Origin of the sequence: Rhizobium sp. BR 249 (genome assembly GCF_047445895.1) — a bacterium.
In the GTDB taxonomy this organism is placed as follows: domain Bacteria; phylum Pseudomonadota; class Alphaproteobacteria; order Rhizobiales; family Rhizobiaceae; genus Rhizobium.
In genome coordinates, this window is record NZ_JARWKX010000029.1 from 54,406 (window position 1) to 75,142 (window position 20,737).

Below are 20,737 nucleotides of genomic sequence, written 5' to 3' on the forward strand. Positions count from 1 at the left end.
AGCGGCAAAGACCGCGTGAGTTCCGGGACATCAATCACGTTGCGGCACTGACTATTCCAGTCGGGAACGTAAGGACAGGCGCCGTCAGAAAGAACAAAAGCCAAGAACGGCTGGAAGGCCCCTCCCTATACAAGGGAGGGGCAAGATCATTACTGCTTGGCAGCGACCGGGCGAACCAGCGGCGTGACGCGGCGGATGGTGACGCGGCGGTTTTCCTGTTCCGGGCCTGATGTATTGACCTTCAGGTAGCGCTCACCATAGCCCTGCGTCGCCAGGTTCTCCGGCGCGATGCCGTAGACGTCGGAGAGCACGTTGGCGACCGACTCCGCCCGCTGGTCGGAGAGGATCAGGTTGCTCTGGTCGGAGCCGACGGCATCCGTATGGCCTTCGATCAGGAAGGTTTCGCTCGGATCCTTCTCCAGCACCTGGTTGATCGCGTCGGCCACCTTGCGCAGCGTGCGCGCCTGGGTCATCGGGATGTCGGCGCTGCCGGTCGCGAAGGTGATCGTATCGAGATCGATGCGGCGCACCTTGTCGCGGATACGGGCGGAATACTTCACCTCGTCAAGCGAATAGACACGTTCCACCTGCTCGACGGGCGGCTCCCTCAGGAACTCGTAATAGTCCCGGTCCGGATCGCTGCTGGTGTCGATGATGTAGTCGTTGAGCGGCACGCGCAGCCGCATCGGCGGCAGATCGGCGCCCGGGTCCTCGAAATAGTCGCGATCCGGATCCTCGTAGAGATCGGGCGAATAGTAGAGCACATATTCGCGCCCGCGGGCATCGACGCGTGACCGCTGGATGATGTCGCCGTAGCGGTTGCGGATCGTCACGATCCGATAGCCCTCCGGCCGTGTGATCGTCTCGCGGTAACGATCGCCCGACAGTTCCTCGTAGGTCGGCCGTTCGCCGTCGCGCAGGAACCGCCTGTCATCGTCGCTGCGCACGATCACCTGATTGTTGTACTGGATGATCACGCGGTTGTCGTCGGTACGATCGTCGATGCGCGCACCGTCGGGACGGGCAAACTGCGGCCGCGTGTCGAGCCTGGTGCCCCTCTCGCTGGTCACGGCCTCGAGCTTGATCGCCGGCGCCGCAGCGGCGGCAGGAGCCTGCGCATCGGCATCCGAGGTCGGCACCTTCACCTCCTGGCTTTCGGCGCGCAGCTTGTCGCGGTCGCGGCGACCCTCCCGCCCCTTGCTGCGGTCGGCATCCTTGTCGCTGTCGAGCACGGCTGCACCGTTCTCGACCGGCAGCACGACGGTCTCGGTGCTCTTGGCCGGATCTTCGGCGATCTTCTTGCGGCGCTCCAGCTCCTCGGGAGAAACCTTTTCCGGCGCCGGAATGGCCTGCTGCACCTGCTGTCCGCCGCTGGCATCCGGCAGCGGCTGGGCCGTGTCGGTGGAGGGCGCAGCCGGCGTTTTGCCGGCAGGCTGCTCGCCGGCGGGCTGTTCGGCGACGGGCTGTTCGGCGGCAGGCTTTGCGGCCGTGCCGTCCGCCGGCTTTTCGGCGGGCGCAGCTTCCGGAGCGGCGGCCTTGTCTTCGGTTGCCTTCTCCGCAGGTGCCGCGGCCTGGCCCTTTTTCGGCTTCGGTTCGGCAGGTGCTTCGGCTGTGGGTTTTGCCTCCGGCTTGGCTTCGGGCTTGGCCTGTTCCTCCGCCGGCGTCACCGCCTCGGGAGCGGCGGTCTCGGTCTTGGCCTTGCCCTTATCCCGGCCCTGAGCCTTGTCCTGACCTCTTTCCCGCTTGCCGCCTTCCGGCTTGGCCTCGGGCTGGGCCTGTTCCGTCTCGGGCTGAGCCTCCTTGGCGGCCGGCTGCTGCTCGGGCGCCGGCTGAGCCTCCGGCTCGGCTTGCTCGGTCTGCTGCTTCTTCGGCTTTCTCGGCTTTTCCTGCGTTACCGGCTGCTGCTCTTCCTGCTGCGGCTCGGCCTCCGGCTGGGCTGCCTGCTTGGCTTTCCGCTGCGGCTTGCTTTCGGGCGCGGGCTCCTCCTTCGGCGCTTCGGCCTTCGGCGGTTCCGGCTCTGCCTTCGGTTCGGGCGCAGGCGCCTCCTTCCGCTCGGCCTTCGGCTTCTCGGCGGGCGCTTCCTTCGGCTGCTCGGCGGCAGGTGCCTGTTCGGCGGGGGCTTCCTCCTTCTGCTTGCGCTTCTTCTTCAGGAGTTCCTCCTCGGAGGGCGCGTCCTGCGCCACTTCGAAGCTGCCCTGTTCGATTTGCCGCACGGCGGCAGCCTCGGTCACGGCTCCGCGTGCGGCCGCCATTGCCGATGCCGGCTGCAAAGCCAGCGTAAGGGAAAGCAGCGGAAAAGCCGCGCTCGCGAACAATCTTGATTTCATGCCCATCGGGTTTCCTCGATCCTGTTTGAGCTTCCTGAAGGCCGACAGGCCCTGGTTCCGCCCCTAGCGTCGCATTGAGGCGAAACGGCGAAATGGCTAAGCGCCAGACCGCCGATTTGTTCCGGTTCTAGGAAGCCGAGCATTAACCTCACGTGAATGTCGCAGTCCGGCGCCGTTCATCTCGCCTGCGGTTTGCGCGGCAAATCGCGCGGGAATTTCTGTTGCATTTCCATGAAAAAAAGTCTGATTATCGCCGCAAGGCGGTGCCCCGTCACCGTTGAACAGCAGCCGTCAGCCAAGAGAAAAAAGCGCGACGGCTACCAACAGAGAGGATCCTCATGCATATCTCCACTCGTTTCTTCGCGGCAGCCTCGATCGCGGCGATGTCTCTCTTTGCCGGCTCGGCCATGGCCGATGGCGAGAAGTATGTGATCGGCACCGATTCGACCTATCCGCCCTTCGAATTCGTCGATGCCAGCGGCACCATCCAGGGCTTCGACATCGACATCACCAAGGCGCTCTGCGCTGAGATGAAGGCCGAATGCTCCTTCGTCAGCACCGATTGGGACGGCATCATCCCGGCGCTCAACGCCAAGAAGTTCGACATGATCGTCTCTTCCATGTCGATCACGCCCGAGCGCCTCAAGCTCGTCGACTTCTCCAACAAGTACTACAACACCCCTCCGGCCATTGCCGTGCCGAAGGATTCGAAGATCACCGACGTTGCCGGCCTCAAGGGCAAGGTGATCGGCGCGCAGACTTCCACGACGCATGCCAACTACGCCGAGAAGCACCTCGCCGACACCGAGCTGAAGCTCTATCCGACGGCTGACGAATACAAGCTCGACGTTTCCAGCGGCCGTGTCGACGCCGTCATCGACGACGTCGTCGTTCTCTCCGAATGGGTCAAATCCGACGCCGGCGCCTGCTGCAAGATCCTGACGACCCTGCCGGTCGACAAGGAAATCAACGGCGAAGGCGCAGGCATCGCCATCCGCAAGGGCGATCCGCTGAAGGAAAAGCTCAACACGGCGATCGCCGCGATCCGCGCCAGCGGCGAGTACAAGAAGATCCAGGACAAGTACTTCGATTTCGACGTTTACGGCGATTGAGAAATTCGGTATCTGGCCGATCAAGCGAATGGCGGAAGGCTTGCTCTTCCGCCATTTTTGTTTGACAAAGGTGGCAAGATCAAAACGGCAAAAGCCGTGAGGGGAATTCTCGCATGGGCGGATTGTTTTCCGCGCTGGGCTCTTTCTGGAGCTCACTTGTGCACATTTTCGATCCGCTCTGCGGACCCGTTGGCATCTTCACCTGGTTGGGTCAGTCGACGATCCTTGCCTGTGGCGACACCGGCTGGGGCGATGAGATCGCCCTCGGGCTCCAGGTCACCGTATCGGTCGCGATCGTCACCCTGCCGATCGGCCTCGCCATCGGCTTCCTCGTGGCGCTCGGCCAGCAGTCGGAGGAAAAGCCGCTGCGGCTGGCCGCCGGCATCTACACGACGATCTTTCGCGGCCTGCCCGAGCTTCTGACGCTCTTCATCATCTATTACGGCATGCAGATGCTGATCCAGTCTCTGCTGGAATTTGCCGGCTATGTCGGACCGCCGATCGAGATCAACGCCTTCCTTGCCGGTGTCATCGCGCTGTCTGTCGTCTTTTCCGCCTATTGCTCGGAAGTGCTGCTTTCGGCCTTCCGCGCTATTCCCAAGGGCCAATATGAGGCCGGAGACGCGCTCGGCCTGCATCGCGGCCGCACGCTGCGCCTGATCGTTCTGCCGCAGCTCGTGCGCATTGCGCTCCCCGGCCTGACGAATCTCTGGATGGTGCTGCTGAAGGACACATCCTACGTCTCGATCATCAGCCTTTCCGATATCCTGCGCCAGACGAACGTCGCCGTGCGCGTGACCAAGGAACCCTTCTTCTTCTACGGCATCGCCTGCTGTCTCTATCTGGTGCTCGCCATCCTCTCCTCCTTCCTGCTCGTCTATGTCGAGCGCTGGGCCAAGCGTTCGGAGGTCCGCCGATGAGCTACGCCGAAACATTGATCCCGCCGCAGCCCGCGCCCCGTGCGCGGGCGAAGCCGATGACCGCCGCGCGCCTCGCCGGCTATGTCTTCGTCGCATTTTGGGCCTTGCTGGCCGCGCTGCTGATCTTCACCGTCATCAATGGCTGGGATCTCGAGAAGTTCACCCGCTACGGGCCGCGTTATCTGCACGGCCTCTGGGTAACGCTCAGTCTCGTTGCCATTTCGGTGGTCTGCGGCGCCGTTCTGTCGCTGCCGCTTGCCATGGCGCGCCTGTCGAAAAACAGGCTGCTGAACTGGCTTTCCTATGGCTATATCTATTTCTTCCGCGGCACGCCGCTGCTCGCCCAGCTCTTCCTGGTCTATTACGGCCTCGGCGTGTTCCGCCTTCAGCTGGAAGCTGCCGGCCTCTGGTGGTTCTTCCGCGACGCCTGGTATTGCGGCCTGCTCGCCATGACCATCAACACCGCGGCCTATCAGGCGGAAATCCTGCGCGGCGCCATCGAAAGCGTCCCGCACGGCCAGCGCGAAGCAGCAGCGGCCCTCGGCATCCACAAGATCATTGCCTTCCGCAAGATCATCCTGCCGCAGGCCTTCATCGTCGCGCTTCGCCCCTACGGCAACGAGATCATCCTGCTGATCAAGGGCTCGGCCGTCGTCGCCATCATCACCGTGCTCGACCTGATGGGCGAAACCCGCTACGCCTTCTCCCGCACCTTCGACTATCAGACCTATCTCTGGGCGGCGATCTTCTACCTCACCATCGTCGAGGCGCTGCGCCATCTCTGGGCCTGGATCGAGCGCCGCCTGACCCGGCATCTGAAACGGTGATGCGCAGCACCCTGGCGCAGCTTGGCAGCACTCATCCCACGATGCTGCCAAGTTATTGAAATAAAAAAGAATATTTCCCCCGCGATACATCTGTTAAGCTTCCATTAACCACTCGCATGTTTCCATTTCACCTAGCGCTAATAAAGCGCGAGTGGGAACGAGAAGAAGCTGAATACGATGCACAAGGACATGGAAAAGCAACTGCAGGGTTACGGCCTGACGACCGCCCAGATCCTCTACCACCTGCCGGACCACCCGGCGATCCTGCAGACTTACGTCTGGCAGGACTATGACCTCGCCCCCGATTTTCCCGAGATGCGCGGTTTCCTGAAATTCTGGCAGGAAAAACTCGACGGGCCGCTGCATTCGGTCCGCTACGTCCACCGCAAGCTGATCTCGGCAACCGAGTGGCGGGCGCTGAAGGGCGAGTTCATCCTGCACTGATCAGACATGCGCCTCGCCATGGCCGAATTCGCCTTCGTCCCGGTCCGGACGCAGGGCGAAACAGAGGACACCGACGTAGAAGGTGACGACGATCGAAATGACCGCGAGGCCGGGAAGCGGCCCGAGCACGGCATTGTCGATGACATAGGTCCATGACTGCGCCTGCAGCGCCGGCGCGCCCTCCGTCTGCAGTTTCGGCGTCGAGATCTTCAGGCACCATGCAAGAAGCAGGATGAAATACATCCAGCCGTAATTGCGTTTGAGCCGTCGGTGCATCGCTTCCCCATAGCTGAGAAGAAAGCGGGGATGACGCAGGCTGTTGGCGATCACCGCGGCCCATTCGCTGCCGGCCTTAGCGTCCGGCGCCATGATCTGCGCGAAATAACAGCGCTCGATCTGCCGGATTCGAGCGCGGTAGATATCGAAGAAGCGGTAGCGCCGCGCCTCGATCATCAGAAGCAGCGTCACCAGCATCATGCCGAACAACAGCACGCCATGATGTGAGGTCGGCGTCGACAGCGACACCGAAAGCAGCGCCGCCACCACGGTGATCGCCCAGTTGGACGTCCGGTCGATGCGGTCGCGCCAGCTCGTCATCCGTCCGAGTTCGCCGCGGTAATAATGGCTGAGCGAATTGGTGATCTCGCCCGGCGTCGTGGGCAGTAGCAAGGGGCGCTCACCCTCTGCCTCGCTTGCCAGGGGCACCCTGTCTTGCTCCGCTTTCATGGCATTTCCTCCCGTCGTCTTCTTTTTGGCCATTCTGCGCCTGTCGCCACGCCATTGCAAAACATCGAAAGCCGTCCTAGAGCCATGCCTGAAAACAGAAGGACATGGACCGCTATGGCAAAGAAGATCGACGAAGAAGCCCTTGGCGAGGCCTATAACCGCGCACTGGCGCTGGAAAAGGCCGGCGATGTCGATGCGGCGGTGGCGGCCTATGAGGAAGTCCTGGCGATCGATCCGGACGACCACGGTGGCGCTGCCGTGCGCATCGCCGCGATGGGCCGTGGTGAAACCCCGGTCAAGGCGCCCGACGCCTATGTCGAAACCCTGTTCGACCAGCATGCCGAGGTCTTCGAGGACGTGCTCGTCGAGCAGCTCGGCTATCACGTGCCGATGCTGGTGCGCCAGCGCCTGCAGGCGCTCGATCTCGGGCCTTTCAAGCGGCTGCTCGATCTCGGCTGCGGCACCGGCCTCACCGGCGGCACGCTGCGCGACCTGTGCGAGGATATGACCGGCATCGACATATCGGAGAAGATGGTCGAGATCGCTCATGAAAAGGATCTCTACGAGACGCTCTTCGTCGCCGAGGTCGAGGATTTCCTCGACGACAATGACGAGGACGCCTTCGACCTCATCACCGCCACAGACGTGCTGCCCTATCTCGGCGCGCTCGAGCCGCTGTTCTTCGGCGCCGCCGAAAACCTGACGCCGGGCGGGCTGTTCATCTTTTCCTCCGAAACCCTGCCCGAGGAGATGCTTGCCGGCCGCGCCTACATGGTCGGCCCGCACCAGCGTTTCGCCCATGCCGATGCCTATGTCCGGGAACGCCTGACGGCGACCGGTTTCGAACTCGTCGAGATTTCGGATATCAACGTGCGCATGGAAGACGGTCAGCCGACACCCGGCCATCTGGTGATCGCTCGATACATCGGCTGACGGCGATAGTTGCACAATTGGCGAAGTATTTATTGCGTGATATCGCCTGATCTGATACTTAGTCGATCAGCAAACTATACCGCAACGATAGAAAGGTCGCCGCATGTCGCTCGTGTTCTATGGGCATCCGCTCGCCTCCTTCTGCCACAAGGTTCTGATCGCGCTCTATGAAAACGCGACGCCCTTCGAAAATCGTCTCGTCGATCTTTCCGACGAGGCCTCGCGCGCCGATCTCTTCCGCTTCTGGCCAATCGGCAAGATGCCGCTGCTGAGGGATGAGGCGCGCGACAGCACCATTCCCGAAACGACGATCATCATCGAATATCTCGATCACTATTATCCCGGCCCCGTCCCCCTGCTGCCGCTGGAGATCGACCGGGCGCTGCAGGTCCGCCTCTGGGACCGCTTCTTCGATCATTATGTCCAGGTGCCGATGCAGACACTCGTCAGCCATCGCCGGCGTCCCGAGGGCACGGCGGACGAGATAGAGATGGCTGCCTGCAGGGGAACGCTCGCGACTGCCTATGCGATGATCGAAAAGCAGCTGGGCGAAAGCCCCTGGATAACCGGCGAGGCTTTCACCATGGCCGATTGCGCCGCGGGACCCGCCCTCTTCTATGCTGAGACGCTGGTCCCGTTTTCTGAGGAACAGCCGAAACTTCGCGCCTATTACGACAGGCTGCTGGCGCGCCCGTCCTTCGCAAGGGCGCTGGAAGAGGCCCGCCCCTATTTCAAGTTCTATCCCTATCATGACAGGCTGCCCGCCCGCTTCCGGGATGCGGCGGGATGATCGACGGCCAGGCGGATCTCGACCGCATGTTTCACGCGCTTTCCGATCGCAGCCGCCGCGGCATGATCGACCGGCTCGGCCGCGGGCCCGCCTCCGTTACGGAGCTCGCCGCGCCGCTCGCCGTCGCCCTGCCGACCGTGATGAAGCACCTCCAGGTGCTGGAGGAGAGCGGCCTCGTGCTTTCGGAAAAATCCGGCCGGGTGCGGACCTATCGCCTGCAGCAGGATGCACTCGCCGCCGTCGAGCGCTGGGTGGAGCAGCGAAAGGCCCGCTGGACCGCCGCCTTCGACAGGCTGGACCAATTCCTCGCCGATGAAACGGAGACCCTTCCAGAATGACGACACGCTCTGCCGAACATACCACCTTCGTCATCGAGCGCCGCCTGAAGGCGCCCGTCGCCCGCGTCTTCCGCGCCTGGTCGATGCCGGAATCCAAACGGCAATGGTTTGCCTGCCACGGCGAATGGGTGCCGCTGGAATACGCTCTCGATTTCCGTCCTGGCGGCGCGGAGAGGAACTATGTCGCCGACACCGATGGCCTTCTGCACGCCTATGACGCCCATTACATCGATATCGTGCCCGATACCCGCATCGTCTATGCCTATGAGATGAAACTCGGGCAAACCCGCATCTCCGCCTCGCTCGCTACCGTCACCTTCAAGGCCACCCCCGGCGGCACCAGAATGGTCTTCACCGAGCAGGTGGTCTTCCTCGACGGCTACCCCGACAACGGCGCCCGTCTCCAGGGCACCAAGATCGGCCTCGACAATCTCACGCTCTTCTTGGAGCGCGAGACGAGCGCGATTCATTAACGCACCAAGCCTCAGCGGCTTGATTTCTTCCGCGAGCCTCCCGGCTTCACTGAGGTATTCAGCGCCGCGGCAGCGCTGACGAGCGCCTTCAACGCCTCTTCATCGATCTCGTCGCCCTCATGAAAATCAATGGCGCGCCGGGTATTGCCTTCGAGGCTGGAGTTGAAAAGACCTTTGGGATCCTCCAGCGAGGCTCCCTTGGCAAAGGTCAGCTTGACCACGCTCTTGTAGGTCTCTCCGGTGCAGATGATGCCGGCGCGCTCCCACACCGGAACCCCACGCCACTTCCACTCCTCGACCACTTCGGGCTCAGCCTGCTTGATGAACTCTCGGACCCGGGCGAGCATTTCGCCGCGCCAATCCTTGAGCTCCTCAATCCTCGCATCGATCAATTGCGAGGGAGAGGCTCCCCCGTTTTCGACGCCTGTATCGGTCTTTTTCACGGTTGCCGTCGCTTTCTTCATGTCTATCGCTCTCTCCTCACTCGGCATCGACAGCCTCACATCCGTTCGCCGGGCAATCGGCTCGCCTGCTCGACCCAGGAGGCGATCTGCGCCTCATCGAACGGGTCGTCCTCGCGAATGTCGAGGTAGCGCACCTCCTTCTGCTTGGATGCACCCGGCGGCAGGGGATGCAGAGACGCCCCCTTGAAGAAGGCCACTTTGATGTATTTCGTGAAGCAATGGATGCCGAGGAACCAGCCCTGCCCTTCCATGCCATAGAAGGGCGAGTTCCATTTGACCGCCTTGGAGACTTCGGGCACCGTGCGGGTGATGAGCGCATCGAGGCGGCGCCCGATGTCGCTCTTCCAGCCCGGCATGGCCGCGATATAGGCCTGCACGGGCGCTTCGCCATAGCCTTTGGGGATCTGCGGATTGCCGCCCGAAAGAAGGGTTGGCTCCGCGGCGGCCGGCTTGGCGACGGTCTTTTTCGTGACCTTTTCCGCAGCCTTCGACGTTCTGCCCGCCATAGCGTTTCCTCCTATTCGCCGGTGGAGCCCATGTCGCGCCGCTTCGCAGCATAAGGCAGCACGAACAAGGTTAGACCGGTCGCAAGAAGCAGGCAGAGCGGCAGCAGCGCCAAGAGCCCCACCCAGACGGCCGACCTCCCCTGCACCATGGCGATGATATTGGCTATGACCGCCAGCGTAAAGGCAATGGACAGCCAACGGTGGATCTGCCGAAACCAGTTGTTCCAGTTCAACGAAACCTCCTTCTCGAAGAGGCAGCACGGGCTGCCATCGGCTACGGCCTCACTCCACCCGCGCCAACACCTGCTCCAGCTTTTCGAAGAATTGCGGCCAGCCGCTCCTGGCGCCCCCGTAGGCCTGCCGCTGATCCGACCGGAAGCCCGTCTGTTCCATGCGCAGATGCGTGCCCGTGCCCGTCGGGGTGAGCGTCCAGGTGACGATGGTTTCCAAGCCATAGGCGCGCCAGGTGTAGGCGAGCGTCCTGTTTGGCTCGACCTCAAGAACCCGGCAGTCGACGGAGCCCCAATCGGCGTTGAAATTGAAGCGATGGTCGACGACCGGCTTGAAGTCGCTCCTCATCAGCCACTCCTGGATCAGGTGCGGCTGGGTCAGCGCCCGCCAGATCTTTTCCGTGGGAAAAGGCATCTCCCTTTCGATGATGACGGAGCGCGTCTCGGTCGATAAGTCGGTCATTGATCCATCCTCTTCAGCAAATCTTCGAGAGCATCGAAACGGCTCTGCCAGAAGCCCGCCATCTCACTGGTCCAGTCGACCAACGGCGCAAGCGCCCCAAGCTGCGCGCTGTAATGCGTCTGCCGCCCTTCATGGCGGTCGCGCACCAGGCCCGCCTGCTTCAGGAGCCCGAGATGTTTCGAAACGACCGGCTGCGAGACCCCGGCATGCGCCGTCAGCGCCCCGACCGTCTTTTCCCCTTCCCGGCACAACCGCTCGAAAAGCGCCCGCCGGGTGGGATCGGCAAGCGTTCTGAAAAGCACGTCATGAGCGTCAGACATCTGGAATTCATACCTCGTCAGCTATGAATTAACGTATAGCCAGCGGGGTATGGATGAGTCAAGCATGAACACGCAGTAAGAAAACAATAGCCGTCGCAGGAGAAGATCTCGACACATCGCATCCACGGACAACGTATACCCTATCGGCTATATTTAGCTGCAAAATCTCTCCGGCACCGCAACCGGACTGAGATCAATGGCTGCTCTCTTCCAACGCTGTAAGTGACGAATGCAAACCGTCCGTGCCGCCAATCACGCACCATTGAGAGGTTTCGCGCGCCAGCAGAAAGTCTGCATTGGCCCGTTTTTCGTCGCCTGCTGCCCGAAGCGCCTCGCCCCGGCGAACGTAAAACTCGTTGCATTGCTTCGCTTTCAGCGCCCGATCGTACTCCAGAATCGCGTTGCGATACTCCCGCTTGTTGAGGAACCAGTTCCCGAGCAGAAAATGGGCATGCGAGATCACTCGGTTACGGGTAAAGCTGTACATAGCCTCTTGCGGGACAACAAACTGGAGAACCTCTCCTATGGTGTTCGGTTCGGCCTCCGTCAAATGATCCAGTTCATCATCGATGGCGTCGAACTGGTCATCCACCCGGCCGGACGGTAATTCAACCCCGGACACTCTTCCAGTTAGGGAAGCCATGCGATAGCACGCAGGTTCCGCGAGCGCGAGCCGTCCCAGCCTCTGCCAAAGATCGGTATTCGACGAAATGGCGGCGTCAGCCGGATTTGCCAGGGATTGGGCGAACACCTCGCGCATATGCAATCGATCCGTTTCGCTGCTTGCGTCAAGGCATAGGCGGGCAATATCGAAATAGCTCGAGCGCGCCAGTGCCGCATCCATACGAGAAAGGGCTGGCAAGTGAATTTCGGGCGCCGGCCGGTCGCCTTGCTCTTTGGAATAACGTGCAACGATGGTTTCATTCTGACTGTCCGCCGCCAGAGGCGGGCCGTTTGCCGCGTCATCGCCGATAACAGGCGCTTCATGTTCGCCAGCGGGAACCAGAGAAGTCGAATCGAACGGCCGCAGTGGCCCAATGTCGTAAAGCCTGTCGGCGGGAACTGTCAGCAGCCAATGGAACTGACTGGCGAGCTGAACGTCCCCATCAACAAAATTGCCGATCGCGTTCGCCAGGAATTTGCCGATCAGCAACCTTCGCATTCCCTCCGGGAAGGCATCCAGATTTGGACCGTCGCTGCGCGGCGGAATGGCGGCCCATACTGCTGCAATGGTTTGTGGGTCCTCCGCAAGGTTAAGGGTCAGCCTCCAGGCTGCAAGCGATCGCTCGATCTGCATGCGCGTTTCCGGCGTTGCCACACGATATGCATCGGCAAGGACGCGCAGTTTACGTTCACGCTCCGCCCCAACCGTTGCGATAGTGGAGCCGACCAACACTGGTTCCGAGCCTCGCAGCCAGCTCCCGCCGAGCAGTTGATCCTTTCGGCTGTGCAATTCCGCCAGCCATCCGCGTCTTTTGGTATCACGCACCAGAACGTCGGCACCCTTGCCGCGGTCGCTGAAATTTGTCCGCTCGGACTCGATGACGAAGTCGACCAGATCGAAGAGCTTACTGTCGGACAACCGGTCGTCGCTCGCAACACCATCGAGCGCGGAGACAACGATCTCGGAAACGACGGTCTCGACCGGCTTGTCCAGATCGCCCCTAAGCTGCCAGAAGGTCGAGATTGCGATCGGTATCGAAACAAGCACCATCAAGGACACTAGAATCTCGGCCATGAATATGGGGCGCTCATACTCGCGCCATTTATTGCGCAACGCGTCCGGCCTTGGTTTCCTTGACCAGAACCCAAGACGGTCGGCATACATCACCCGCTGCAGCGCGGCTCCGACCGCCAGTCGGTTGAGAAAGAATGCCATAGCGGCGCGGCCGCCGAGCAAAACAGGAATGGCTGCCAGGGCACACAGCTGGGCGATGTCGCTGGTCAACGAGAAGCCGCCCATGGCAATCGCGGCGAGAACCACGAGAAAAAGGCCGCCCTGCCAGGCCAATCCGGCAGATACCAACCGCGTCGTCGGAATGAACAAGGTTTTGAGATCAATGCGGAATGGCCAGCGACCGCGGTCGACCGCTTCTTTGTGGAATTCGACCAATTCGGCCGTTTCCAAGGCGAAAAGCCGGTCTTCTGCCGGGAAGACCGGCAGACCCGTGCGTGCGTCCATATAGGCGGCCCGCCCGGCCGCTCGCCGTTGCAATACGCTACGTGCCGATTGAGCATGCGCCAGCCACGAGAAGTAAATCATCGCGGCCTCTTGGCCGCAAAGATGCACGAGGCTGGCCGGACGCTCCGCAAATCTGCATTGCTGCTCGATTGCTTCAACGACAGCGGAAATGCCACGCCCTTTGGCAAATTCCCTTACTGTTTCCAGCCCTTGAAGTCCGATTTGCGGAAGAATCGATGGAAACTGCCGGCCGACGGCTTCGAGAAAAAGCTCGTGACGTTGCAGGCTCATATCCGCAGCTAGATTGAACAGCTCAATCCACGGCTGCGCTTCGTACTGCGCCGGATCAGTTCCCCAGGGGCGCTCTTTTTCCCGAGCCACAATTTCGTCCAGGCGCCCAAAGACCAAACTGTCCCGTCCGTCGTCAATCGGCTCGATCTCCGGCGAAAATTCCGTAGGATTTGCGGCCGGTGTCTCGGACGGCGGCATTTCGCCCGGCTTTTCCAATGTCAGCTTTTCATCCGAGCCATCGGCGATATCGGCCCTTGTCAGCATCGCAAGGTCGGCACCCTCTTCCAGTTCCTCCCCGTCATCGACGGTCAACGCCGGCAACTCGGCTGACGTCGCCCAGTTGAGCGCGGCTTCCTTGGCCCCGACCAGCCGCTGGAATCCTTCCGGATCCTCGTCAGGCCTGAAATCGCGCAGGCGCCGGGCATAGGCGCGTCGAATGTCGTTCTCATCCTGCGTCGGTGCGATCTGCAGGAGCGTCCAGCAAGTTTCAGCCATGGGATCAAAGAATTCTGCGTTCGAATTGGCTCAATGTTTCGGCAAATGCGCGGCGCACGCTGTCGAGATCGTGATTTGCCTGATCGTTCAGCGCGGTTTCGAATTGCAGGAGAAGCTGCGCAATATGCTCCCGCACCGGCCCCAGCGATTCGACGTACAGCCGTTCGGCCCTTGCGATCAGCGAGCGATTTTCCAGCTGATCGCGTGGCGCCAGCTTGATGGATGCCAGCGCAGCAAAGCTCTTGTCGAGCTCCTGGTCGCTGAGATTCGACTGGTTGCGGAAGACTTTCCGTTCTACGTGCCCCGTCGAGATCACCTTTACTTCGACCTCGAGCGCGCCGTTGATGTCATAGGTGAAGCGAACACCGACGGACTCCCTGCCCGCCGGCCCCGGCGGGACCGATACATTGACGGTGCCGATCCGCACGTTCTGCGAGGGACGCATATGCTCGCCCTGCAGCACCTCGATATTGACTTGCGTCTGCATGTTGGACGCCGTCCAATAGATATTTTCCCGGCTGATCGGCACCACGGCATTACGTTCGATGATCGGGGACAGAATGGCGCCATCAGGCGCCCTGGGGTCGAGAACGGAGGTCCCCAGGGTGAAGGGGCATACATCCGTCATGATGATTTCATCGAGGGCACCGCGGCGATGCTTGAGTCCGGCCTGTACCGCCGCACCGATCGCAATTGCCTGGTCCGGCCGCGCATGGATCAGCGGAAAGCGGCCGAAAAGCCTGGTGACCAGATTGCGCACGAGAGGCATTCGGGTAGCGCCGCCGACGAGGACGATCTGATCGATCTTGGCGATATCGATGCGGGCATCGCGAACGGCGCTTTCGATCGGTATCCGCATCCGCCTCAGCAGCGGCGCTGCCGCCTCCTCGAATGCGGCGCGGCTGAGTTCACCCGCGCATTTCGTCTGGCCGAGCGAAAAATCATAGGCGGCCTCCGTCTTCTCGGTCAGGGCGAATTTGAGCGTTTCGGCCTCGCGCAACAGCCGTGCCCGCTCGGCCGGCACGAGCTTTTCTTCCTTCAGCTCATGCCGCTTCACCAGAAGATCGGCGATCACGTCACGAAAATCATCGCCGCCCAGCAGGGAGTCGCCGGCCGAAGCCCGGATTTCCATCACGTTCTCGTATTTATGCAGAAGCGATACGTCGAATGTTCCGCCGCCGAGATCGAGGATCAGAAAACAGCCGTCTCCGGCCGCCTCCAGCCCATGCGCCAGCGCCGCAGCGGTGGGCTCGTTGATCAGCCGCTCTACTTTCAGGCCGGCCAGCCGCGCCGCATCGAGCGTCGCCTTGCGCTGCGGATCGTTGAAATATGCCGGTACGGAAATCACGGCCTCGACGATCTCTTCACCGATGCTGGCCTCGACATCGTTCTTGAGCGACTTCAGCACCAGTGCCGACAATTCCTCGGCCCGCCAGGTCTTGCCGGCCAGCTGCGCGCCGTTGGCGCTTCCCATCCAGCGCTTGAAGGAGGCGACGGAGCGTTCGGGATGCGTGATCAACCGATCAGCCGCCGCTCGCCCCACCAGCAATACGCCATCATCGGCAACGCTGACTGCCGATGGCGTCAAGGTTTCTCCCAGCGCATTGGCGACGAGTTCTGCGCCCTTTTCAGACCAGACGGCGACCAATGAGTTGGAAGTACCAAGATCAATACCGATAATTGCCATTTAAACCTCGGAGATGAATTAAGCAGGCGCGCCACCCTGCCTTACGGCCATCCATCTCGAAGGCCGATCATCTGCGGAAAGTTGGATGGACGGAGCCGACACGAGAACGCGTTTCGAATAACAGGGGTGGCATCTTTATGCATCTCATAGTTGAACGAAATTGAAACATCTTTCAGAAAGCCGATAAAAATTTATAAGTGCGCTGAATACAGCGGCCAGAGCGCGATACGGCAAAAAATGCCGGAAGCCGCAAGCGGCTTCCGGCGAGATCATGCTCTGTGTCTTGTTGGAGCTCAGGAGCCCGAGACAACTTTCAGGTTGCCGCCATGGCTGCCGCCGGCAAAGATCTGCTTGCGGCCGAACTCGTTGTTGAAGGCCAGGCGCTGCTGTTCGCGGGTGATGCCGAGCTCGGGGAAAAGCAGTTCGGCGACACGATAGGCCTCTTCGAGGTGCGGATAGCCGGAACCGATTACCGTATCGATGCCGAGCTCCTGATATTCGCGAAGGCGGGCGGCCACCGTCTTCGGCGAACCCACAAGCGCGGTGCCTGCACCGGCTCGGACCAGGCCGACGCCGGCCCAGAGGTTCGGCGAGACCTCAAGCTTGTCGCGGCGCCCGCCGTGAAGGGCGGCCATGCGCTTCTGGCCGACCGAGTCGGACTCGTGGACGAAGCGCTCCTGCGCCTCGCGGATCGTATCGTCGTCGAGATGGCGGATCAGCCGCTCGGCCGCCTCCCACGCTTCCTCGTCGGTTTCGCGCACGATGAAATGCAGGCGGATTCCGAAACTCACCTTGCGGCCGCGCTCGGCGGCCGCCTTGCGGACCTTGGCCACCTTCTCGGCCACCTGCGCCGGCGGCTCGCCCCAGGTCAGGTACTTGTCGACGCGGCCGACGGAGAAATCGATGCCGGCATCCGACGAGCCGCCGAAATAAAGCGGCGGGCGCGGGTTCTGCACCGAAGGAAAGCCGAGGCGCGCATTCGTCGCCTTGATATATTTGCCGTCGAAGCTCGCCGTGCCCTTGTCCAGCAGTTCCTCGAAAACGGTGAAAAACTCTTCGGCATGGGCATAGCGCTCGTCATGCTCGAGATGGATACCGTCGCCGGCAAGCTCGGCCGGGCTGCCGCCGACGACGATGTTGAGCAGCAGGCGGCCGTTGGAAATGCGGTCGAGCGTCGTCGCAAGACGCGCGTAATAGGCAGGCGATGCCGTGCCCGGGCGGATCGCCACCAGGAACTGCAGCTTCTCAGTCTTGGCGGCTAGTGCAGCTGCCGTCACGAAGGATTCCTCGCACGCAACGCCGGTCGGCAGCAGCACGCCGGAATAGCCGAGCCGATCGACGGCCTGCGCGATCTGGGTGAGATAGCCGATCTCGGGAGCACGGTTGAGATCGGAGGAACCGAGATAGGTGCCGTCTCCCGACGTCGGGATGAACCAGAGAAAATTGATGGGATCGGAGGTGGCGGTCATGGAAAACGGTCCTTTGCTGCGAAATTCGGAAGATCGGCTCGCGGTAAGCCGAGCCAGCCTGCAATCGCAGAAATACTGACATAGACTACAGATTATATCGACAATATCAATTTGCCATTGTCGTTCGCTTCGCGGAATAATTTTTCGCGTTTGATGTCATGAAGGCTCTCCCATGCCGCCATGCGCAAAATTGCCCGGAATCGCCATTGGACGGAATTCCCTGCGCCCTCTCGCCCTACCCCGCTACCTCTCCCGGCGTTCGGCGGCCAGCCGCTCACGAATGAAGGCGGGACCGCCGGCGAGACGTTGCGCAAGCAGGCTCGCTGGATCGACCATGCGCCAATAGGGCGTCACCATCGAAACCGGATCGCCCTTCTCCAGCGCGCAGAAGGACAGTTCGGCAATCGCACGCAAATGCCGCTGCACCGTCACCGGACAGCAGGCGTCCGCTCCGTATTGGGCAGCGAGACGGCGGCGCAGAACGCCGGCTTCGGTGAGGACACCCTCAGGCACCGATCGAATCTGCTCCGCGACCATCTGCTGGGATGGAATAAGCATCGCCTGCGTGCCGCTGCGGCCTTTGCGTCGCGGCTCGATCGTCGGAATTTCGCTCATGTCACGTCCCGGGAACATTATGCTTCCGTTCCATCTAGGGCTCGGCCGAATGGCGACCAGCCTCATATGCGCCGATCGCAAGTTAGTCCGTGTTCACGGCTTTTCTGCTTTCTCCGTTTCGGTTAATCCTCAGGGCCACTCACTCAGGATAAGGATAGGACATATGGCAAAAGTCGCGTTCATCGGTCTCGGCGTCATGGGCTTTCCCATGGCAGGCCATCTGAAGACGAAGGGCGGCCACGATGTCACCGTCTACAACAGAACGGCCGAGAAAGCTGCCGCCTGGGCCGAGAAATTCTCCGGTAAATCCGCCTCTACCCCAGCCGAAGCGGCGGCCGGCGCCGACTTCGTCTTCGTCTGCGTCGGCAATGACGACGATCTCCGCTCGGTGACATCAGGCGAGAACGGCGCTCTGCACGGCATGAAGCCGGGTTCTGTGCTGATCGATAACACCACCGCCAGCGCCGAGGTCGCCCGCGAGCTTTATGCCGCGGCAAAGGAAAAGGGTGTCGATTTCATCGACGCTCCGGTCTCCGGCGGCCAGGCCGGCGCCGAAAACGGCGTCCTCACTGTCATGTGCGGCGGCGACGAAGCCGTCTTCGAACGCGCCCGCCCGGTGATCGACGCCTATGCCCGCATGGTCGGCCTGATGGGGCCGGCCGGCTCCGGCCAGCTCACCAAGATGGTCAACCAGATCTGCATCGCTGGCCTCGTCCAGGGACTTTCCGAAGCGCTGCATTTCGGCAAGCGCGCCGGCCTCGATATCGAAAAGGTCGTCGAGGTGATCTCCAAGGGCGCGGCCGGCTCCTGGCAGATGGAAAACCGCCACAAGACCATGAATGCCGGCAAATATGATTTCGGCTTCGCGGTCGACTGGATGCGGAAAGATCTCGGCATCGTGCTGACCGAAGCCCGCAGCAACGGTGCCAAGCTGCCGGTCACTGCCCTCGTCGATCAGTTCTATGGCGATGTCCAGGCGATGGGCGGCAATCGCTGGGATACGTCCTCGCTGCTCGCCCGCCTGGAAAAATGATCGGCCCCTCCTCCAGCGCAGCGGAATTGATCGCACATCTCGAAACGCTGCGCTCGGAGGAGAATGTCGCCACCATGGCGCGTTTCGGCATCGCCACCAGCCGCGCGCTGGGCATCTCCAACCCCGATCTCCGGGCGGTGGCCAGGCAGGTGAAGAAGAATCACGTCCGAGCGATGAAGCTCTGGCGAAGCGACATCCGCGAAGCCCGCCTGCTCGCCCTTTATACGGCCGAACCCAAACGGTTGACGAAGGAAGAGGCCCGAAATTGGTCCGATGATTTCAACTCCTGGGAAATCGTCGATTGCGCCGCCGATCTGTTCGTCGAGGCTCGGCTGGACGAACTCATTTCGGAATTCGCCGACGACAAGCGCGAATTCGTTCGCCGCACCGCCTTCGCCATGATCGCCGGGGCCGCCGTTCACCGGAAGAAGGAGCCCGATGCGGCCATCCTCGCCCTGATGCCGCTGATCGAGGCTCATTCGGCCGATGCCCGCAATTTCGTGCGCAAGGCGGTCAACTGGTCGCTGCGCAGCATCGGCAAGCGCAACCACGCCTGCCACGCGCCGGCGCTTGCGCTCGCAAAGGCCCTGGCGGAAAGCCCCGATAAAACCGCGCGCTGGATCGGCAAGGATGCCGTCCGGGAACTCACCGGAGAAAAGCTGCTGGCGCGGCTGAGATAGACAGAGGCTTCAATGCCGAAATCTCCGCCTCCCCGTCAATGGTGCCTGGATTTTTCGACGAGGAAATCGATCAGCACCCGCACCGCCGGCGGCATCCCCCTGGCCGTGGTGAAGACGATGTAGAACTGGCTCTCCTCCGACTGCCATTCCGGCAGCACCCGTACCAGCTTGCCGGTCTGGAGGTCGCTCTCGCAGGCGCTTTCGAGCAGAAGCCCGAAACCGAGGCCGGCGCGGGCCGCATCGAGGATGGCGGTCATGCTACGGCAGGTGAGCCGAGGCTGATGCTGAATCACCCGTTTGGCGCCATCCGGACCGATCAGTTCCCAGCCGCACAGCGATGCAACGGCCGACCTGATTCGCTTCAAAATTGAAAAAGGCAACGTCGTGAAAAGGGCAGGCATGATGCCGACGTGCGATACGCCACGTGCCGGTTCGGCTCACCTGCCAAGGCTCCTCTGAAAGAAGCCTTCAAGACTGTTCGGCAAAAGCGCTGCAAGGACGGTCCGGCAGGGAAGACCGGACCCGTCCCCGTAGCTGATCGGAGGTCACTCGGATCAGAAACTGATTTGAAAATACTCCCGGTCCGAAAACCGGGAGCATCATTACGTCGATTAGAACGAACGCTGCAGGCGGAAGTAGCCCGAGGTGGAGTCGTCGCCATCATCCGGATCGAGGTACTGAACCGAAGCCTTGGCGTAGAAGTTGTCTACGATCTGGTAGTCGACCGTCAGACCGACCTTCCAGGCATCGCCGAGACCGTCGAAGTCATCCGGAACAACCTTGCCACCGCCGAAGTAGTTGCCGTAGTACTGAACGGCCGGGGTGATCTTCAGCTTGTCGGTTGCCTTGATGGCGTATTCGGCAGCAACTGCCCATTCAGCCGACGAGTAGTAGGAGTTCGGGCCGGAGGAGTATACGCCAGCGAGGCCGAGCGTGCCGGGGCCGATTTCAACCGTACCCATTGCGCGGACAGCGCCGTCTTCGTTGTCGACGTCATAGCCACCGGTGATCTGGTAGCTGAATGCGCCGGCAGTGCCGCCAACGCCGAAGGCAACGCCAACGTTGTTGGCTTCTTCGCCGACCTTGTAAACGCCGTCTTCCAGTTCGTCGACGCTGAGGCCAGCGTAGAAGTCGCCGCTTTCGTACTGATAGCGGATGGAGTTGTGCAGCGTTACGACGGAGCCGATGTCGTCGGTTTCACCCGAGAGGCCATCGTCCCACCAGCTGTAGAAGAGACCGGCGCGGAAGCCCGCGACGTCGAGGTAAGCGGAGTCGAGGATGGCTTCCTGGTCGGAGGCATTGTCAGCATTGAACTGCATGACGATGACGCCGGTCAGCGGACCATACTCGGTGTCGCTCTTGGCCGTGAACTGAACCTGACCGCGGGTAAMTGCATCCCAGTCAGAATCGCC

General features: G+C 61.6%; 22 protein-coding genes and 1 pseudogene. 10 read left to right on the plus strand and 13 right to left on the minus strand.

Annotation, left to right across the window (positions count from 1 at the left end; genetic code table 11):
* Positions 1-149: 149 nt before the first annotated feature.
* Positions 150-2,333 carry an OmpA family protein gene (locus QD408_RS23145; protein ID WP_414140903.1) on the minus strand — a complete coding sequence of 728 codons (2,184 nt, stop codon included), beginning with the start codon at positions 2,331-2,333 and terminating at the stop codon, positions 150-152.
* A 332-nt stretch (positions 2,334-2,665) separates the two neighbouring features.
* On the opposite strand from QD408_RS23145, the gene QD408_RS23150 reads away from it, so the two are divergent.
* From QD408_RS23150 to QD408_RS23165, 4 genes are all read left to right on the plus strand, one after another.
* Positions 2,666-3,439 carry a transporter substrate-binding domain-containing protein gene (locus tag QD408_RS23150; protein WP_088681103.1) on the plus strand — a complete coding sequence of 258 codons (774 nt, stop codon included), beginning with the start codon at positions 2,666-2,668 and terminating at the stop codon, positions 3,437-3,439.
* A gap of 113 nt (positions 3,440-3,552) precedes the next feature.
* Positions 3,553-4,359 (plus strand): ABC transporter permease, encoded by an 807-nt coding sequence (locus QD408_RS23155; protein ID WP_414140904.1) that lies wholly within the window; start codon positions 3,553-3,555, stop codon positions 4,357-4,359.
* Positions 4,356-5,186 carry an ABC transporter permease gene (locus tag QD408_RS23160; protein WP_088681101.1) on the plus strand — a complete coding sequence of 277 codons (831 nt, stop codon included), beginning with the start codon at positions 4,356-4,358 and terminating at the stop codon, positions 5,184-5,186. The genes QD408_RS23155 and QD408_RS23160 overlap by 4 nt, the downstream gene beginning before the upstream one ends.
* A gap of 177 nt (positions 5,187-5,363) precedes the next feature.
* Entirely contained in the window at positions 5,364-5,630 is a 267-nt protein-coding gene (locus tag QD408_RS23165) for an usg protein (protein WP_088681100.1), read from the plus strand.
* On the opposite strand, the gene QD408_RS23170 is transcribed toward QD408_RS23165, so the two are convergent.
* Positions 5,631-6,356: a DUF2270 domain-containing protein gene (locus QD408_RS23170; protein WP_088681099.1), complete on the minus strand. Its 726-nt coding sequence runs from the start codon at positions 6,354-6,356 to the stop codon at positions 5,631-5,633.
* 114 nt (positions 6,357-6,470) lie between these two features.
* Here QD408_RS23170 and QD408_RS23175 point away from each other — a divergent pair, with 114 nt between their 5' ends.
* The 4 genes from QD408_RS23175 to QD408_RS23190 all read left to right on the plus strand — a co-directional run bounded on the left by QD408_RS23175 (position 6,471) and on the right by QD408_RS23190 (position 8,890).
* A complete protein-coding gene (locus tag QD408_RS23175; protein WP_414140905.1) occupies positions 6,471-7,289 on the plus strand; it encodes a class I SAM-dependent DNA methyltransferase in 819 nt (272 codons plus the stop codon).
* Positions 7,290-7,392: 103 nt separating this feature from the next.
* Positions 7,393-8,079: a glutathione S-transferase family protein gene (locus QD408_RS23180; RefSeq protein WP_414140906.1), complete on the plus strand. Its 687-nt coding sequence runs from the start codon at positions 7,393-7,395 to the stop codon at positions 8,077-8,079.
* Complete coding sequence (locus tag QD408_RS23185) at positions 8,076-8,417, plus strand: ArsR/SmtB family transcription factor (protein ID WP_088681096.1); 342 nt, start codon at positions 8,076-8,078, stop codon at positions 8,415-8,417. The genes QD408_RS23180 and QD408_RS23185 overlap by 4 nt, the downstream gene beginning before the upstream one ends.
* On the plus strand, positions 8,414-8,890 hold the full coding sequence (locus QD408_RS23190; protein WP_088681095.1) for an SRPBCC family protein: 477 nt from the start codon (positions 8,414-8,416) through the stop codon (positions 8,888-8,890). Before QD408_RS23185 ends, QD408_RS23190 begins: the two co-directional genes overlap by 4 nt.
* 11 nt (positions 8,891-8,901) lie before the next feature.
* Here the strand turns inward: QD408_RS23190 and QD408_RS23195 are convergent, their stop codons facing one another.
* The 9 genes from QD408_RS23195 to QD408_RS23235 form a co-directional block, all read right to left on the minus strand.
* On the minus strand, positions 8,902-9,354 hold the full coding sequence (locus tag QD408_RS23195) for a DUF1801 domain-containing protein (protein ID WP_088681094.1): 453 nt from the start codon (positions 9,352-9,354) through the stop codon (positions 8,902-8,904).
* 35 nt (positions 9,355-9,389) lie between these two features.
* Complete coding sequence (locus QD408_RS23200; protein WP_088681093.1) at positions 9,390-9,860, minus strand: DUF1801 domain-containing protein; 471 nt, start codon at positions 9,858-9,860, stop codon at positions 9,390-9,392.
* An 11-nt stretch (positions 9,861-9,871) separates the two neighbouring features.
* On the minus strand, positions 9,872-10,093 hold the full coding sequence (locus QD408_RS23205; protein ID WP_088681092.1) for a hypothetical protein: 222 nt from the start codon (positions 10,091-10,093) through the stop codon (positions 9,872-9,874).
* Positions 10,094-10,142: 49 nt separating this feature from the next.
* Positions 10,143-10,553: an SRPBCC family protein gene (locus QD408_RS23210; protein ID WP_414140907.1), complete on the minus strand. Its 411-nt coding sequence runs from the start codon at positions 10,551-10,553 to the stop codon at positions 10,143-10,145.
* A complete protein-coding gene (locus QD408_RS23215; RefSeq protein ID WP_088681090.1) occupies positions 10,550-10,873 on the minus strand; it encodes an ArsR/SmtB family transcription factor in 324 nt (107 codons plus the stop codon). Before QD408_RS23215 ends, QD408_RS23210 begins: the two co-directional genes overlap by 4 nt.
* 193 nt (positions 10,874-11,066) lie before the next feature.
* Complete coding sequence (locus QD408_RS23220) at positions 11,067-13,841, minus strand: hypothetical protein (RefSeq protein ID WP_088681089.1); 2,775 nt, start codon at positions 13,839-13,841, stop codon at positions 11,067-11,069.
* 4 nt (positions 13,842-13,845) lie between these two features.
* Positions 13,846-15,528, minus strand: coding sequence for an Hsp70 family protein (locus QD408_RS23225; RefSeq protein WP_414140908.1), 1,683 nt, complete (start codon positions 15,526-15,528; stop codon positions 13,846-13,848).
* A 293-nt stretch (positions 15,529-15,821) separates the two neighbouring features.
* Positions 15,822-16,997, minus strand: coding sequence for an FMNH2-dependent alkanesulfonate monooxygenase (ssuD, locus tag QD408_RS23230; RefSeq protein ID WP_414140909.1), 1,176 nt, complete (start codon positions 16,995-16,997; stop codon positions 15,822-15,824).
* 243 nt (positions 16,998-17,240) lie between these two features.
* Positions 17,241-17,612, minus strand: coding sequence for a hypothetical protein (locus QD408_RS23235; protein ID WP_414140910.1), 372 nt, complete (start codon positions 17,610-17,612; stop codon positions 17,241-17,243).
* A 163-nt stretch (positions 17,613-17,775) separates the two neighbouring features.
* Between QD408_RS23235 and QD408_RS23240 the strand changes: the two genes are divergently transcribed.
* Entirely contained in the window at positions 17,776-18,645 is an 870-nt protein-coding gene (locus QD408_RS23240) for an NAD(P)-dependent oxidoreductase (RefSeq protein ID WP_088681085.1), read from the plus strand.
* Complete coding sequence (locus QD408_RS23245; protein WP_414140911.1) at positions 18,642-19,325, plus strand: DNA alkylation repair protein; 684 nt, start codon at positions 18,642-18,644, stop codon at positions 19,323-19,325. The genes QD408_RS23240 and QD408_RS23245 overlap by 4 nt, the downstream gene beginning before the upstream one ends.
* Positions 19,326-19,360: 35 nt before the next feature.
* On the opposite strand, the pseudogene QD408_RS23250 reads toward QD408_RS23245, so the two are convergent.
* Together QD408_RS23250 and QD408_RS23255 are read right to left on the minus strand one after the other, a co-directional pair.
* Positions 19,361-19,651: pseudogene (locus QD408_RS23250) on the minus strand (LysR substrate-binding domain-containing protein); the annotation flags it as partial.
* Between the two features lie 285 nt (positions 19,652-19,936).
* The coding region (locus QD408_RS23255; RefSeq protein WP_414140912.1) for a porin at positions 19,937-20,737 on the minus strand (801 nt) is incomplete at its 5' end.